Consider the following 14,968-nt stretch of genomic DNA (forward strand, 5'->3'; position numbering starts at 1 on the left):
TTTATTGCTCTTGGGAGGAGTTGATTTCCGTTCCAGGCTGCTCGCTTTCCGTGGGGCGTGCGCTGAACCCCTCGGCTCAAGCACCTTCGGGTTTCACCTGTCACGCTAGTCCCACAGGAGTCTCGCACCTTACACTCCAATCAACCTGTCGATGAAGAATCAATACAAAAACCATCACAAAGCAACAATCTTTTAGAAAAGAGCCTAACTTTAAAAAGAGAGTGTGCGTTTTCATTTTGCATAAATAAAACTGCATTTTGATTAGCTTTCTTACATACATCACATACTGATGTGTGCAAGAGACCCTCAAATCTTTTACTTTACATTCATGGAATGGGACTGCTGGTGTAGTATGAGCCAGCAATTGTAAAATTGAATAGCCGAAAATTGAACTCAAGAAAGAGCTCACTTTTTCTTGTGCGGTTCAATTTATTAGGCTATTCAAGTCCCATTCTTCTTCCTGAGAGTTTCAGTTATTTTTGGTAATGATCCTTAAGTGTCTTCATCCAATCTTCCTCAAACGCATCAGACTGGCCCCAGCCTTTAATTTCCTTGGACAGGTTGACCATGTTCACACCCTCGTTTGATTTTTGAAGATCCTTTTGTGAAACGAGAGAAGCTTTCAAATCATATTTTTGTGGTGTTTTTTCACCCGCAAGCTTTTTAGCAAGAATTCTCATATCCACTGCCCCAATTAGCTTAGGATCAACAGCAGCCGTGTACTTCCAAGGACTTTCTTTTTGCTGGATTTCTTGAAGGTCTGCATTGGAGACGTCAATTCCGTAAATTTTGATTTCGTTGCGTCCCGCTTCTTTAATCGCACGTGCAGCCCCGATCGCAAAGGCATCCCATGTGGCAAAAATGGCATCAATCTCGCCTTTTTTATGTTTGTTCAGCATGGCCGTCACCGCATTTTGCGTCTGGACCGACGTATCTGCAGAAGCAACGCCAAAGCGTTCTACTTCCTTGATTCCCGGGTTATTCTTCAATGTTTCTTTATAGACGGCGTTGCGTCGCACCATCGGCGGGAACCCGTCTACCCAAAGATAAACGATGTTGGCCTTCCCTTTGTTCTCTTTAACGAGCTGATCGAGAGCCAGCTTGGCAAGGGCTTCATCGTCCTGAGACGTAAGTGTGACACCGCCTACTTTCGCGAGGTTCGGATTGGAATCAAACGTCACCACGTTCTTTCCTTTTTCCCGAAGCTTCTTAATATCGTTTATGGTAGCCGCATCATCACCGTGAGAGATGATAAAACCGTCGTAATTCTCATCAGCCGCCTGGGCAATCGCATCATGGAACTTGGCGGTATCACCGTTTGCTGTGTAGGTATCAACGGTAAAACCAAGTGCCTCTCCTTCCGCTTTAGCACCTGCTAAAAATTGGGCTGTATGATCATCACCGCCGATTTTACGGATAACCTTGATTCGGGCTCCCTGCCCTTTGGCAAACCGCTTCGGTACGTTATCGAACGAAACCTTTTCATGTTTGCCAGCTGATGAAGCGGTATTGCTTTCGGATGAACAGCCCGTTAATAAAAGTGATAAAGCCACCGCGGAGATTGCCGCGCTTTTAATGAATCGTTTCATTTCCCCAACTCCCTTTTTTGTATATCTCTCTTCTCAAGGGGGCACGGAACCAGCGAAATAAGCCCCACCACGTAAAAAAACCTCTCTGGAAAAAGAGAGGTTTCATCGCATATGTATAACGGATTCGTCCTCTCTTATCTCTCAAAACAGACATGCTGTTTTGCTGGAATTAGCACCAATTCCATTACGGAACGGTTGCTGGGCGTCATAGGGCCAGTCCCTCTGCCACTCTTGATAAGAGAATGAATATTTAATTTTTAGAAAATATAGTTATTACTTTAATCTGCGAAAGGGAGAAAGTCAATGGTTTTTTTATCATATAAAAAACCTCTCCACAACGAGAGGTTAATCCACCAGGCTTATCCTCGGATATCCCCGCCAAAGATCACAACGTTCTGCACCTCCGCACCAAACTCCCGGCCATTCCACTTCAGGGTAGTCTGGACATAGCCAAGGCGGTCAGCGTTATATCGGCCGGCGATGTTTTGGTAAGCCAGCAGTTCATACACGCCATTTCGGTCAAAGTCCACCGGGTAAAGACCGCTTAAAGATGAGACAAATCCTTGTATGGGAGCCTTTAATTTTCCATTCGGGTAGTAAATCTCAGACAAGTATTCCTTGTCCTTCGTACTCAAATCGATGATAAATTTTTGCTTCAGGTTGTAGCTGTTCACCTGTGCTTTATATTGGTCCAGATAAAAAACCCTGTACTTCCATTGGTCACTGAATACACCAGAGTCAAAAAGCGGCCCGAACTGCCCTCCTCTGTAGGAAAATACATAGGCGGTGATCATGCCTCCGCTGCCTCCTGTATCCATGACCACCATGATGTCTTCTACCTTGTCACCTGTAAAATCACCGAGAAAAAGGGTTGGATTGTATCCTGAATTTTCTTTAATAGGGATCTGCGTGTACTGGTTGGTCCTGCCGTCCTGAACGACGGCCGCAATGTTCACCCAGTATGGACTATCCGCTGTTTTTTCAGCAGTAAGATACACCGTATCCAGCGAACCGTCTCCGATGACATTCCCTCTTTTCATATCGACTACCTGCCGCTGTCTGTACATGTCGCATCCCTGCCTTCCCCAGTTTCAATAAAACAGTATATGCACCTAAGCCCTGTTTTGGTTTTTATTCAGATCTCGTGATACACTACAAAAAAAGACCGGACAAGCAGGTGCATTCGTGGATATTAAACAATTACAGTATTTTATTGAAGTGGCAAAATATAACAGCTTTACACGGGCGGCTGATGCCCTTTTCATCACCCAGCCAACCATCAGCAAAATGATCAAGAATCTGGAGGATGAGCTTGGGGTTGTCCTTTTTGACCGCTCACGAAAGGGACTGACACTTACGGATGCCGGACAGACCATATTTGACCAGGCCAAGCTGGTCGATAAAGCATTCAACAACCTGGAGATGGAGCTGGACAACCTGCTCGGATTAAAAAAAGGGCATATTCGGATTGGGCTTCCTCCGATTTTTGATCCCCGTCTTTTTCCAAAATTGATCGGCAGTTTTCATGACAGATATCCCCACATTACCTTCGAGCTTATGGAAGACGGATCAAAAAAAATCGAAGAAGAAGTGGCCAGCCTTCAACTGGATATCGGGGTTGTCGTGCTCCCGACAAACACCGATATGTTTCAGTATTTTGCTTTTATGGAAGAGGACTTGCGGCTCATCATCCATCCTGACCATCCGCTTGCTGTCCGGGACGAAATAAATTTAGCTGAGCTAAGAGAGGAATCATTTATCCTTTTTAACAAAGATTTCGTCCTCCATGACCGCATCATCTCCTCCTGCAATCAGGCTGGCTTCAGTCCGCACATTACGTCAGAAAGCTCACAATGGTCCTTTATCGAGGAGATGGTCGTGTGTAAATTAGGGGTCTCCCTGCTGCCCGAGAGCATCTGCCGGCATCTGACGGATGAAGTGCGTGCGATTAAAGTCGTCAATCCTTCCATCAGCTGGCATCTCGCCCTGATTTGGAACAAAGATCAGTATTTATCTTTTGCCGCGAAAGAGTGGCTCAGCTACGCAAAAGAACAATTATCAGAAGAGTAAATAACGGGGCGGTTCTCTTTGGAGAGCCGCCTTTTGCATTTAATCATCTATGCCTTTTCTGTATATCTGAAAGCATTTACATAGATTTCGTCTATGTAAATGATGAAAAATAACAATTTTACTTCCTTTTCTTGGAGGCGTACACTAGGAAACTGTAAGAGGGAAACGCAAAAACGATAATGCGTCCCAATATAAAAAGATGTAACGATGAGAAAGGGAGATTGTTTTGGAAGCTAAAAAAACGAGCGAAAGCCGCATTATAAATACAGATCAGGTCTTATCTTGTGACTTGAATAACTACAACACATTGTTTGGCGGAGTTTTGATGAAAAAACTCGACAGTGCCGCCTCATTATCGGCGCGACGTCATGCACGTGTAAAAACATGTGTAACCGCATCAACCGATTCGATTGATTTCTTGCATCCGATTCACCAGACCGATTCAGTATGCATTGAGTCTTTCGTATCCTATACAGGAAAAAGCTCTATGGAGATTTTCTGTAAAGTTATCGCTGAAGATATTATCACTGGGGAACGAAGAATCGCAGCTACAGCCTTTTTAACCTTCGTTGCTTTAGGTGAAGACAAACGTCCGGTTGAAGTACCGGCAGTCATCCCTGAAACAGAAGAAGAAAAATTCCTTTTTGATACTGCGAAAGACCGTGCAGAAATGCGCAAGATCCGCAGAGCACGAAGCAAGGAGTTGGCTGAGGTTATTACACTAAGAAAACCTTGGCAGCAGGAAGGAGCATTAGTATGATTACGTTATGCAGCCACAGCGAATTGAAAGAAGCAAAAGAGTCCTTAGAAAACCTTGAACGCACGTACCCTTCTCTTTATGAAAAATGGGTGCACATCATCAATCTGACTCGTGCACTTCAGTTTAAATATCAATACATGGGCTGTCTTATTATGAATGAAGATTGCAGACGCTATTCCCCTGAGTTTGTTCAAGGGTCCGTCATCCGCCTCTATAAAAGTGAGATTGAAAAACTTTTATCAGATAAAGACATCGAGGCACTGCGAAAAACCATCTCCAGCTGCCCCAATGCCGGCTATGCCAAGATCAGCCTTCTGGCACTCGGAAGAACTCCGGAATCATTAGTAGGGACATCCGCGATCATCAGCTAATCATAAAAAAGAAGCAGACTCTCTGCTTCTTTTTTCACTACATAGTAAAGGTATGAGTGAGTTCTTCCATTTCTTTCGCAAGTTCATCGAGTGAAGCCGTATAGGCTGACATCTCTTCAATCGAAGCTAACTGTTCTTGTGTAGCAGCCAGCACTTGCTGAGAAGACTTGGCTGTTTCAGCAGCAATGGCTGAAATCGTGTCCATAGACGAAACCGCCTGTTCATTTCCGGCAGAAACTCCGTGTACTGCACCTGATACTTGGCTGATATGTTCAGTTACAGACTGAATGGAGTTCTGAATCTGTTTGAAGGAGGATCCTGCGTCATTCATAACACCAATTCCTTCGCTGACCTCAGCATTGACAAGATCCATCGTCTGTACCACCTGAGCGGTTTCATTTTGAATATGAAAAATGATGTCACTGATCTGCTGAGTTGCTTCTCCGGACTGTTCGGCAAGCTTTCTTACTTCGCTTGCTACGACGGCGAAGCCTTTTCCGTGCTCTCCTGCCCTTGCCGCTTCAATAGCCGCATTTAATGCCAGCAGGTTTGTCTGTTCAGCAATTCCTTTGATCACTTCCACGATATTTCCGATCTCACTGGAGCGGTCTCCGAGCCCTTTTACCGTGTTGGACAAGTCACTTACATTCGTGAAGATCGCGTTCATCTGCTGTTCTGCCGATCCGATGGACTGAGTTCCCATATTCGCTTTATCAAGTGTGTCATGAATGCTGCTGGAAACACGCTGCGCACTTTGGTCAACATGCTGAAGGCTCTCTGTCATCTGCTGGATGAGGCCAGCTGCTTCTGAAACGCTGTACACCTGATGCTCTGCTCCCTTGGCCGCCTCTTCCATCGTTCCGGAGATCTGTTCAGCTGCCCCCGTTGTTTGCCTGACACCATGTGATAGATGATTGGAGTACTCATTGATCGATTTAGATGCCTTCTGAATGACTGTTAACACATGTGCCCAGGAATCCACCGTATGATTAATGCTCACTGCAATGGACTTCAGCTGACCCAGTTCCTCCTCCTTCAATCGGCTTCCCATACTGCCCTTTGCCAAGTCATGAAGGTAGTTGTTGATCGGATTCATTGGTGCAAGAAACCGCTTATGGTTCAAACACGCGGATAGAATCCCTACAGCCAGTCCCATTAAGGATGTGAACAGGGTAGTGTAAAAGAAAGCCTGTCCCTGAAGACCGTTTCCGTAGCTGACAGCAGCCCCGGCCAGGCAGGTTGCAGGCAGAACAATAATCAAAGTACGAAAAATATAGTGCATCAAACTCATGATCTTAGTTCCTCTCATTTTTATTGAACCGGTTTACATTTATTACTAGTTATATCGGTTTTTTCTAGGAACTTTGCACTAGTTTATAACAAAAAACCTTGAACGCATCCATGGATGCGTTCAAGGTTTTTCATCAGTCTTCGTCTTTCGCATCCCAGTCTTCAGGGATCGGCTCGTTCATATACTCTTCCACCAGTTTCTTGTATTTTTCCATCTGTTCGAGGTGGGAGTTAAACTGCTCTTTATTAATCAGATACTCGCTGCCGTCATAAAAGGCACGAATCTTTTTTTGCTGAATCAAACTTTCAATATAGGATTCCGGCAGATCAAGAAATTCTGCCGTTTCTTTTAGCGAGAGATACATGGGTTCACCTTTTCCGTGCTGCCATTTTCACAAGCCTTACAGCACCATATCTCCCCTATTATCCACCCATTGCGGTTTTTCTTCAAGGGCTGTTATTAAGAGAAAATCCTTCCGATCTCTTGAATTTCCTCTTCTGAAAGCTGCACATCGAGCGTCTTTAAGTTGTTGCTTACTTGATCGGCACGTTTGGCTCCCGGAATGATGGTGTCGATTGAAGGCTGCGTTAAATACCATGCCAAGACAACATGAGCAACCTCCGCATTCTTTGCATCCGCTATTTTACGGATTTGGTCGACCTTCTTTAAATTGCTAACAAAATTTTCACCTTGGAAGTGAGGCATTTTCGCACGAAGATCATCAAACTTTGTATCCTTGTCATACTTGCCAGCCAACAAACCGGAGGCAAGCGGGAAATAAGGAACGAACGAAATACCTTTATCCGCTGTATAAGGAAGCAGTTCATTTTCAGCGTCACGCTGCAACAGGTTATACTCTCCCTGAAAAACATCCACATAGCCGTCAACGTTTGCTTGCTTCAATTGTTCGATGGAAAAATTAGAAACACCAATCGCCTTAATCTTTCCTTGATCCTTCAGCTCCTTTAAGGCTCCCACCGCTTCTTCCTTCGGAGTGTCTTCATCCGGAAAATGTATATAAAACAAGTCGATAAAGTCGGTCTGCAGGCGCTTCAAGCTTCCTTCTACCGTTTCTTTTAAGAATGCAGGCGAGTTATCGAAAACGACTTCCTTTCCGACAAATTTATGAGCTCCTTTTGTGGCCAGTACCGCTTTATCACGGCTTCCCGTTTCTTTTAACACCTGTCCGATCAGTTCCTCTGAGCGCTCAGGTCCATAAATATAAGCTGTATCCAAAAAGTTAATGCCGATATCCAACGCCCGTCGCACCAATTCTTTTCCAGCTTCCTCATCCAGATTGGGATACAGATTATGTCCCCCTACCGCATTCGTACCAAGTCCAATCGGGTTTACGAATAGATCTGTCTTTCCGAGTCTTGTTTGTTTCGCCATGTGCTGCTCAACTCCTTATCTTTTGTTGGTTCTATCGTAGCAAAACGCTTGTCCAAAAGAAAAAATTTGGATTTGGAGTGCTCTTGAGTGCGTTTCTCGGGTTGAATTCCGTCCCAATTCGACAATTTGAAAATAAATCTGGGGTTTTTGAACATAAAACGGCCCTATACCCCATGAGGGCATACTTTGCTGTTTACTCTCCCCTTTAGCAAAAAAGCCGATTCTATAAATGAATCGGCTTCCTGCATTACAAAATAATCCTCTCGGGGTGCGTGTACACGTTCAACCGGCTGCCGCGGATGAATCCAACTGCAGTAATGCCTAGGTCATTCGCGAGTTCAAGCGCCAGCGTGGTTGGAGCTGACTTGGATAAAATGATCCCCGCGCCAATCTTGGACACCTTCAGCAGCACTTCCGATGAAATCCTTCCGCTGAAGGCAATCACTTTATCCCCCAGTGCGATGTTATTCTTCAAACAATGTCCGTATATTTTATCAAGTGCATTATGGCGCCCGATATCAGAACGCGAAATTAATAACTCATCATTTGTGCAAAGTGCAGCATTGTGAAGGCCGCCAGTAGAGTGAAAGTCATCCGAGCTGTCCTGCATGGCCTTCATGAGCGAGATGCATTGCTCCGCCTGGATGGTTGCTTTGGACATGATCGTTTTGGCGTTTTTTACATCGCTCTGAAAATAGAACTGTCTGCTTTTTCCGCAGCAGGAACCGATAAACCGTTTGGATTGAAGCTGATTCGTGACAGGCTTCTTATCCAGTAGCTGTACATACGCAAAGCCCCGGTCTTCATCAATCGATAGCGATTCGATTTCACGCGGCAGGCGGATCACTCCTTCTGACGCCAGGAAGCCTGTGACCAGATCCTCCATATAGGTCGGGGTGCAGACCATGGTGGCGAACTCATCATCGTTTACAAAGATGGTTAAGGCGTATTCCGTCGCGACATGATCCTGTATTTCCTGAAATGATTCGCCATCATATTTAACAATGCTGATACTTTTCATGACCTTGTGTTTCATAACTGCTCCTTTTTAGCTGATCTCTGTTTCCAGATCAGGAATCTGCTTCTCCAGATACTTTATATCCTTGCGGGCGTTGAACCGATCCGCTTTTTCCACTTTAACCGCTACATTATAGCTCGGGATCTTAGAGAATTCCTCGTAAACGCCTTTGGGCAAAAGGAAGTTTCCTTCTGGGAAATGCACTTCAAGGTTTCCTTTGGTAATGTCGATAAATTTTGCCCGGCCCTGGAAAACACCGTGCTGGTTGTAAACGACGATGGTTTCTCCCTCTTCAATGGATAGTTCCTTCGCATCCTCCCCGTTTATCAGCACATCATAACGCTCTGCGCCGTTAAACGGATCGGATTCGTTGTAGACCATCGAGTTGAACTGCTTCCCTCTTCTCGTCGTCACATAATACATACCTTTACCCTTCTGCAGGTCTGGAATATCAATCGGGATTAAATTCCCTCTTCCATCCGGTGTCGGGCAGATGCCGTCTTCGCAGAGCCATGCCCCTCCCCATTGGAAAACATCACCTCGTTCTTTTAAATGCTGTATGCCTTCATAATTCGGGTTGGCGATGGCAATCTCGCTGCGGATCTCCTGGCCATTCTTAAAATTTACCAAATGGGCATTCTCAGGTTTTACACGCTTGGCGAGGTCGATATAGATTTTCCACTCCGTACGGGCTTCCTCCACCTGCTGGCTGTTTCCTTGAATTTCAGGCGAAAAATACACCATGCGTTCTGTTGAGGTCGATGTGCCTCCATCCTCCTGCTCGTAGCGTGTTTTTGCAGGAAGTACGATGACCGCTTCTTCTGCATCCACCATTGTAGACGTGTTAAAGATGATATCCTGATGCACACGAAGTTCAAGCGATGACAGGGCCCGCTCTACAAAATCGGGATCCGGCATCGTTTCAAGGAAATTGCCGCCTGACAGGTAATACATTTTAATTTTCCGTTCATGATCTTCAGGCAGAAGGATATTCTCAAGAGAAACACCTAGAACGTCTCCTTGCCATTTCGGAATGTCAAAGCCCCACAGCTTTTGGATACGCTCGATATTTTTTGGTTCAAAATCACCGCCGGGAAGAACGAATGGATCAGCTCCCATCTCCCCAGAACCTTGAACACTTGAGTGTCCTCGGATCGGCATGAGTCCGCAATGTTTACGCCCCAGAAACCCTCTTAACAGCGCAAGATTAGCAACCTGCGAGATGTTGTCAGAAGCGAATGTATGCATCGTTAAGCCAAGTGACCAGACAAAAACACCGGATTTGCTTTTGGCGAGAAGCTCTGCGAGTTCATAAATACGATCCTTGCTGACGCCTGATGATTCCTCAATGGCTTCCCAGCTTTGCTCCTGAACCTTTGCCTTTAATTCCTCGTAGCCATTTACATGTTCTTTTACAAACCGATGGTCGATGGCAGAACCGTGTTCTTTCTCCTCCATCTCAAACCAATGCTTCATGATACCGTGCATGAAGGCAATATCTCCGCCAATGTTTACCTGATAAAAATCATCGGCAAGCTTTGTGCCGAACAAAGCCGACTCTCCAATCGACGGAATCCAGTATTTCTCCATCGACGGTTCACGGTACGGATTGATGCAGATGATCTTGGTTCCTTTGCGCTTTGCTGCATACATGTACTTTGTAGAGACGGGCTGGTTGTTTGCTGCGACCGAGCCCCAAAAGACGATAACATCCGAGCCGATCCAGTCCTGGTAATTGCAGCTGGAAGCCCCGATTCCGACAGAACGCTTCAGCGCCGTTTTGGAAGGGGAGTGGCAGATGCGGGAAGCGTTATCAATGTTATTCACGCCTAAATAGCGAGCAACCTTTGCCGCTACATAATACGATTCGTTTGTGATTCCCCTTGAGGTGAGGAAGAACGACACCTGTTTTGGATTCAGTTTCTTCATCTTGTCCGCAATTAAATTCATGGCATTATCCCATGTGATACGGGAAAATTTCCGCTCACCTTTTCGGCGGATGAGCGGATAAGGAATTCGGCCGAGCTTTCTCAGTTCGGCGCTTGAGTATTTGCGCAGCTCATCAATGTCAGCATGGACGAGCTCCTCTTTCATAGCCGGCATCGTATTTAAGCGGAGAACGTTCAGCCGTGTTGTACAAACATGCGGTCCGGCAAGGGTTTGGTCGTACAGCCCTGAAACGCCAAGCGCACAGCCGTCACACACACCCTGTGTCAGAATGCGTCCGGCATAAGAAAGATTATCGCGGTTTTCCCATGCTACCTTCATCGTATCGCGGATATGTCCCGGTTTAATTTTTCCCAGCCCGAAAGGAACCGGGCTGACCCAATGTTTGGGAGCAGGGCTCTTAGGGAGTTTAATCGGTCCTTGATGCTTTGTTTTTCCCATGCTCATGCACTCCTTTTCCTCTTTATGGAATTTTGAGTTGATTTTTATGGTTTTCCAGTGTTATTTCTTACAAAAAACCAATGATTTTGAGTAAATTTGCTCGGCGCCCGTTGAACTGAGCTTATAACAGCCCTTCTGCAGGGATATATTTTCTGAAAAAAGGGATTTCGCCTGCAAATCTCCCTGCCAAATTTTTTATTATCGAAAACGCAGCCTTTATTATCGAAAATGAAATTTTATTATTGAAAAAACCAATTTTTTATCGAAATGGCCAATTTTATTATCGAACAGTTCGCACTCGACACTCATCGACAAGATTAGACGCAACCATTTCCCCTCAATCGTCTGCATGATCGAAATACCCTCACAACCCTGAAAAAAACAAAAACCACCGGGGACCCGATTACGCGAAACCGGGAACCGCGGTGGTAGTCTTTAACAGGAACGCTGCCAAGTGCCAACACAGATGGTTCTTATTTTTTAAATTTCTCTTGAATATTTTCGTCAAAAACAAAGATGGACATCCCGAAGTCTTTTTCGATATCAATATCTACGAAAAGCTCCAGAAACGTTGCGCCCAGCAATTCTTCCATTTCCACCGGATGGTTCTTTTTGTACATGTCCTTCACCATCTCGGTGCGGGCCGAACGAAGCATCTGCTTGCCCTCATTAGAGCCTGAGATAAACTTCTCGACCGGTGATAGATTGCCTTCCATTTCACAAATGGCCCAGTTTTTACAAAAGGTCGTTTTGATCTGCCGGGGACCTTTCCCCATATGGCGCTTACGAAAAGCTCTTACCAGGTTACTGAATTCTGCTTCATAATTATTCATAAACGACAACCTTTATTTTTGCATTTTGCTTATAAAATTATAAATCAGAAATGCTCAACGCGCAACTGTTCGTCCGTTCCCTTCTCCCTTTTAAGCCTGCGAATATCCAGCCGTGCAAGGAAAGAAACGATAAGCGCCACAATAAACAGGGCAGCGAAGAAGGTAAGGCTTTCTGCGTAACTGCCTGTCGTATCCTTCACCCAGGCGGCAAACAGCGGACCCGCCAATCCCGCGGCTGCCCATGCTGTTAGAATGTAGCCATGGATGGCACCGAGCTGTTTCGTTCCAAATAAATCACCGATATACGCTGGAATGGAAGCAAAGCCTCCTCCATAGCAGGTATATACGATAGCAAGCATGATTTCAAAGACGATTGTGGTTGTAACGTTCGGAAGCAAAAAGAACAGGACGATCTGCAGCACGAAGAACGTGGTGTATGTATTGGTCCTGCCGATATAGTCAGAAACAGATGCCCAGCCAATTCGGCCAAATCCGTTAAATAAGCCTAAAACACCAACCAGCGCTGCCGCTTCTGCGGTGGTCATCCCTATACTTTCCTGAGCGAGCGGTTTAGCTGCTGACAGAATGGCGATGCCGCAGGTCACGTTAATGAACAGCATTAGCCAGAGATAGTAGAAACGTTTTGTTTTAATCGCCTCATTGGCCGTCAGCTGTGATAAGTCATGTGCTACAGTAGCTTTCCCGCTGTCCACCTTCTCCTGATAGCCTTCTGGAGTCCAGCCTTCCTTCGGTTTTTCCAGGTAAAGGGACGAGACCAGCATCACGATAAAATAAGAGATCCCGAGAATATAAAACGTGTTGGCGATCCCAACTGATTTAATCAGACTGTCCATGATCGGAGAGCTGATCGCAGCCGCGAAGCCAAACCCCATGATGGCAAGCCCCGTTGCCAGCCCCCTGCGGTCAGGAAACCATTTTACTAAAGTGGAGACAGGTGCAATGTAACCGACTCCTAGGCCGATTCCGCCAAGTGCTCCATAAAAAACATACAATAGCGGCAATGATCCCAGCTGTACGGCGAGGCCAGAGCCAGCCACACCGACTCCAAAAAAGACAGCAGCCAGTATACCAGCCTTTCTTGGCCCGTGCTTTTCAACAAAATGGCCCAAAAAGGCCGCAGACAGCCCCAAAAACAAGATTGCCAGACTGAACGTCAACTGCACCTCACTTGCCGTCCACTTAAACTTCTCACTTAATGGAGTCGTAAAATTGCTCCACGCATAAACCGAGCCGATGGAAATATGAATTCCCACTCCCGACAGTGCGATCAACCATCGATTTTTGACCTTGCTCATCATAACCCTCTCCTCTTTTATGTAAATAAAAAACCGCCACAAACTCAACCCATAGTTACATAGCAACTATAAGAAAAAAGATTGCGGCGGCAGCAAATCACAGGTTCGCTGTGGTATAACCTATCCGGTTTTTCAAAGCGCTTACAGAAGAATCCTTTTAACAGGAGACAGGTTCGCTGTTCCTTGCCAAATGATTCCCTAACTTTACGTTAGCGGAATATTCAAATTTTTCAATCTTAATAGTAATGGAATTAAATGGGTCAGTCAAGTGTCCATATAAAAATTATGTCAGTTTTTTACCACGCCCTGAGGATCAATGACAAACTTTTTTTGCTGCCCCTTTGTCAAGTCCTTATATCCAGACGGTGCTTCATCTATAACCGGAAGTCAATCTCAAGTGAAAAAAATTTATCAAATCAACTTATAATACAGTTTTAATTGCCCATTATAAGAAAGAAAATTAACAAAAGAAAAAGGTGTCCAGGATGAAAAAATTTATGTTTCTTAAAGTTGTTGTAATCTCGATCATATGCATAGCAATATTCGCATGCTCCAGACCATCTACCAATAAGCAGCAAGAGGGCAATAAAGAAAAGAAGAGTACTTCGACCCCTTCTGTTAAACTTATTGGAAAATATCCTTTAGAAAATCCGCCAAAGTTATCTAAAGGTATCCATGCGGCTATGGGATCTTCTCTCCTGCATTTGCCAGGTGATCCTGATAACATTTTTTATTCTTCGTCCGACCGGGGCCCCAATGGAAAATTGACCGTAAATAGTGAAGAACGGAGAACCTTCCCAATACCAATGTATACTCCTGCAGTGTATAAAATTGAAATTTCTAAAGGGAAAATGAAAATATTAGAACAAATTAAATTAAAGTTACCAAAAGGATCAGATCCAGTAACGGGAAACTCCTTTATTACAGGTTTGCCTAATTTCAAAAAATCTGATGAAGCACCATATGATGCGAAAGGAAAAAGTGTTTTGTCATATGATCCCTATGGTTTAGATACTGAAGGGCTTGCTTACAATCCTACAGATAAAACGTTTTGGTTAAGTGATGAATACCGGCCAAGTCTGGTCCAGATAAAAAAAGATGGTACCCTTGTAAAACGGTTAATACCGTCTGGGATGGAGTCTAAATTTAAAAACGCACCTCTGATTCCTATAAAAGCGAGTTTGCCAAGTGTTCTAACAAAGCGCATGGAAAATAAAGGATTCGAAAGCGTGACGATTACTCCAGATGGACGTTATCTTTTCACGATGACACAAAGTGCACTGTCAAACCCTGGTGAAAATTCGAGAGTAGTTCGGATTCTAAAAATAAATTTAAAAAATTCAAAGGTAATAGCAGGATATGCATACATTACTGCTAATGGACAAAGGTTGGGATTTGAGCAAAAAGATATTGGAGTCTCTGATCTTTATGCTATTAATGAACATAATCTGCTTGTCGACGAAAGAGATTCAGAAAAAGGAAAAAAAGCGAAATTGAAGAAAATATATAAAATAAATTTTCAAGGTGCAACAAATATCTTAGGAAAGGACAACGATAAAGGAAAAACGCTCGAACAAATGAACGCAAAAGGTATAAAAGCTGTGGGAATTAAAACTGTTGCTAAGGAGGAAGTATTGAATCTTTTAAATTACGATTATCCTTATGAAAAAGCTGAGGGTATTTCGTTAGTTCAGGGCAAAAAATTGGCTGTCATTAATGACAACGACTTTGGAATGGAAGATTCGAATAGGAAAACAGAACTTTGGCTGTTCCGTTTACCCTGAAAAAACACCGTAATCTAAAAAAGGAGCTGTCCAAGAAGTCTGGAAGCCGTTGATTTCCGTTTCAGTCCGCTCGCTTTCCGCGGGGCGTGCGGTGAGCCTCTTGGCGCAAGCGCCTGCGGGAGTCTCACCTGTCACGCTAGTCCCGCAGGAGTCTCG

General features: G+C 44.7%; 13 protein-coding genes and 1 riboswitch. Of the genes, 4 read left to right on the forward strand and 9 right to left on the reverse strand.

Going from position 1 to position 14,968, the window contains the following annotated elements:
• Positions 1–473 precede the first annotated feature (473 nt).
• Both M1K46_RS18245 and M1K46_RS18250 read right to left on the reverse strand, forming a co-directional pair.
• Entirely contained in the window at positions 474–1,589 is a 1,116-nt protein-coding gene (locus M1K46_RS18245; RefSeq protein WP_256227148.1) for a sugar ABC transporter substrate-binding protein, read from the reverse strand.
• A gap of 131 nt (positions 1,590–1,720) precedes the next feature.
• A riboswitch (SAM riboswitch) is annotated at positions 1,721–1,830 on the reverse strand.
• Positions 1,831–1,948: 118 nt separating this feature from the next.
• On the reverse strand, positions 1,949–2,656 hold the full coding sequence (locus M1K46_RS18250) for a hypothetical protein (protein ID WP_256227149.1): 708 nt from the start codon (positions 2,654–2,656) through the stop codon (positions 1,949–1,951).
• 118 nt (positions 2,657–2,774) lie between these two features.
• Between M1K46_RS18250 and cidR the strand changes: the two genes are divergently transcribed.
• The 3 genes from cidR (at position 2,775) to M1K46_RS18265 (ending at position 4,790) form a co-directional block, all read left to right on the forward strand.
• Complete coding sequence (gene cidR / locus M1K46_RS18255) at positions 2,775–3,659, forward strand: cidABC operon transcriptional activator CidR (RefSeq protein WP_091007650.1); 885 nt, start codon at positions 2,775–2,777, stop codon at positions 3,657–3,659.
• Positions 3,660–3,885: 226 nt separating this feature from the next.
• The gene (locus M1K46_RS18260; RefSeq protein WP_062238780.1) at positions 3,886–4,419 is read left to right on the forward strand and encodes an acyl-CoA thioesterase; all 534 of its coding nucleotides are present in this window, start codon (positions 3,886–3,888) and stop codon (positions 4,417–4,419) included.
• Positions 4,416–4,790 carry a hypothetical protein gene (locus M1K46_RS18265; RefSeq protein ID WP_091007647.1) on the forward strand — a complete coding sequence of 125 codons (375 nt, stop codon included), beginning with the start codon at positions 4,416–4,418 and terminating at the stop codon, positions 4,788–4,790. The genes M1K46_RS18260 and M1K46_RS18265 overlap by 4 nt, the downstream gene beginning before the upstream one ends.
• 37 nt (positions 4,791–4,827) lie before the next feature.
• Here M1K46_RS18265 and M1K46_RS18270 read toward each other — a convergent pair whose 3' ends face one another.
• The 7 genes from M1K46_RS18270 to M1K46_RS18300 all read right to left on the reverse strand — a co-directional run bounded on the left by M1K46_RS18270 (position 4,828) and on the right by M1K46_RS18300 (position 13,028).
• Positions 4,828–6,081: a methyl-accepting chemotaxis protein gene (locus M1K46_RS18270; protein ID WP_256227150.1), complete on the reverse strand. Its 1,254-nt coding sequence runs from the start codon at positions 6,079–6,081 to the stop codon at positions 4,828–4,830.
• 133 nt (positions 6,082–6,214) lie between these two features.
• Positions 6,215–6,445, reverse strand: a complete 231-nt coding sequence (locus M1K46_RS18275) for an excisionase family DNA-binding protein (protein WP_062238785.1) — start codon at positions 6,443–6,445, stop codon at positions 6,215–6,217.
• Between the two features lie 95 nt (positions 6,446–6,540).
• A complete protein-coding gene (locus M1K46_RS18280; protein WP_256227151.1) occupies positions 6,541–7,473 on the reverse strand; it encodes an aldo/keto reductase in 933 nt (310 codons plus the stop codon).
• Positions 7,474–7,720: 247 nt separating this feature from the next.
• A complete protein-coding gene (gene fdhD / locus M1K46_RS18285) occupies positions 7,721–8,509 on the reverse strand; it encodes a formate dehydrogenase accessory sulfurtransferase FdhD (RefSeq protein ID WP_256227152.1) in 789 nt (262 codons plus the stop codon).
• 12 nt (positions 8,510–8,521) lie between these two features.
• Positions 8,522–10,879 (reverse strand): FdhF/YdeP family oxidoreductase, encoded by a 2,358-nt coding sequence (locus M1K46_RS18290; RefSeq protein WP_256227153.1) that lies wholly within the window; start codon positions 10,877–10,879, stop codon positions 8,522–8,524.
• Between the two features lie 473 nt (positions 10,880–11,352).
• Positions 11,353–11,712: a DUF2294 domain-containing protein gene (locus M1K46_RS18295; RefSeq protein ID WP_053355810.1), complete on the reverse strand. Its 360-nt coding sequence runs from the start codon at positions 11,710–11,712 to the stop codon at positions 11,353–11,355.
• A 44-nt stretch (positions 11,713–11,756) separates the two neighbouring features.
• Positions 11,757–13,028 carry an L-lactate MFS transporter gene (locus tag M1K46_RS18300; RefSeq protein WP_256227154.1) on the reverse strand — a complete coding sequence of 424 codons (1,272 nt, stop codon included), beginning with the start codon at positions 13,026–13,028 and terminating at the stop codon, positions 11,757–11,759.
• 485 nt (positions 13,029–13,513) lie between these two features.
• Here M1K46_RS18300 and M1K46_RS18305 point away from each other — a divergent pair, with 485 nt between their 5' ends.
• The gene (locus tag M1K46_RS18305) at positions 13,514–14,812 is read left to right on the forward strand and encodes an esterase-like activity of phytase family protein (protein ID WP_256227155.1); all 1,299 of its coding nucleotides are present in this window, start codon (positions 13,514–13,516) and stop codon (positions 14,810–14,812) included.
• The last annotated feature ends 156 nt before the right edge of the window (positions 14,813–14,968 follow it).

The sequence above is a fragment of the Fictibacillus sp. WQ 8-8 genome (genome assembly GCF_024494405.1).
GTDB lineage: Bacteria > Bacillota > Bacilli > Bacillales > Fictibacillaceae > Fictibacillus_C > Fictibacillus_C marinisediminis.

Excerpts from the sequence above, each read along its gene's own strand:
- M1K46_RS18280 (WP_256227151.1), bottom strand. The coding sequence starts at position 7,473 with ATGGCGAAACAAACAAGACTCGGAAAGACAGATCTATTCGTAAACCCG.
- M1K46_RS18270 (WP_256227150.1), bottom strand. The coding sequence starts at position 6,081 with ATGAGTTTGATGCACTATATTTTTCGTACTTTGATTATTGTTCTGCCT.
- M1K46_RS18300 (WP_256227154.1), bottom strand. The coding sequence starts at position 13,028 with ATGAGCAAGGTCAAAAATCGATGGTTGATCGCACTGTCGGGAGTGGGA.
- fdhD (WP_256227152.1), bottom strand. The coding sequence starts at position 8,509 with ATGAAACACAAGGTCATGAAAAGTATCAGCATTGTTAAATATGATGGC.
- M1K46_RS18245 (WP_256227148.1), bottom strand. The coding sequence starts at position 1,589 with ATGAAACGATTCATTAAAAGCGCGGCAATCTCCGCGGTGGCTTTATCA.
- M1K46_RS18250 (WP_256227149.1), bottom strand. The coding sequence starts at position 2,656 with ATGTACAGACAGCGGCAGGTAGTCGATATGAAAAGAGGGAATGTCATC.
- M1K46_RS18290 (WP_256227153.1), bottom strand. The coding sequence starts at position 10,879 with ATGGGAAAAACAAAGCATCAAGGACCGATTAAACTCCCTAAGAGCCCT.
- M1K46_RS18295 (WP_053355810.1), bottom strand. The coding sequence starts at position 11,712 with ATGAATAATTATGAAGCAGAATTCAGTAACCTGGTAAGAGCTTTTCGT.
- M1K46_RS18265 (WP_091007647.1), top strand. The coding sequence starts at position 4,416 with ATGATTACGTTATGCAGCCACAGCGAATTGAAAGAAGCAAAAGAGTCC.
- M1K46_RS18305 (WP_256227155.1), top strand. The coding sequence starts at position 13,514 with ATGAAAAAATTTATGTTTCTTAAAGTTGTTGTAATCTCGATCATATGC.
- M1K46_RS18275 (WP_062238785.1), bottom strand. The coding sequence starts at position 6,445 with ATGTATCTCTCGCTAAAAGAAACGGCAGAATTTCTTGATCTGCCGGAA.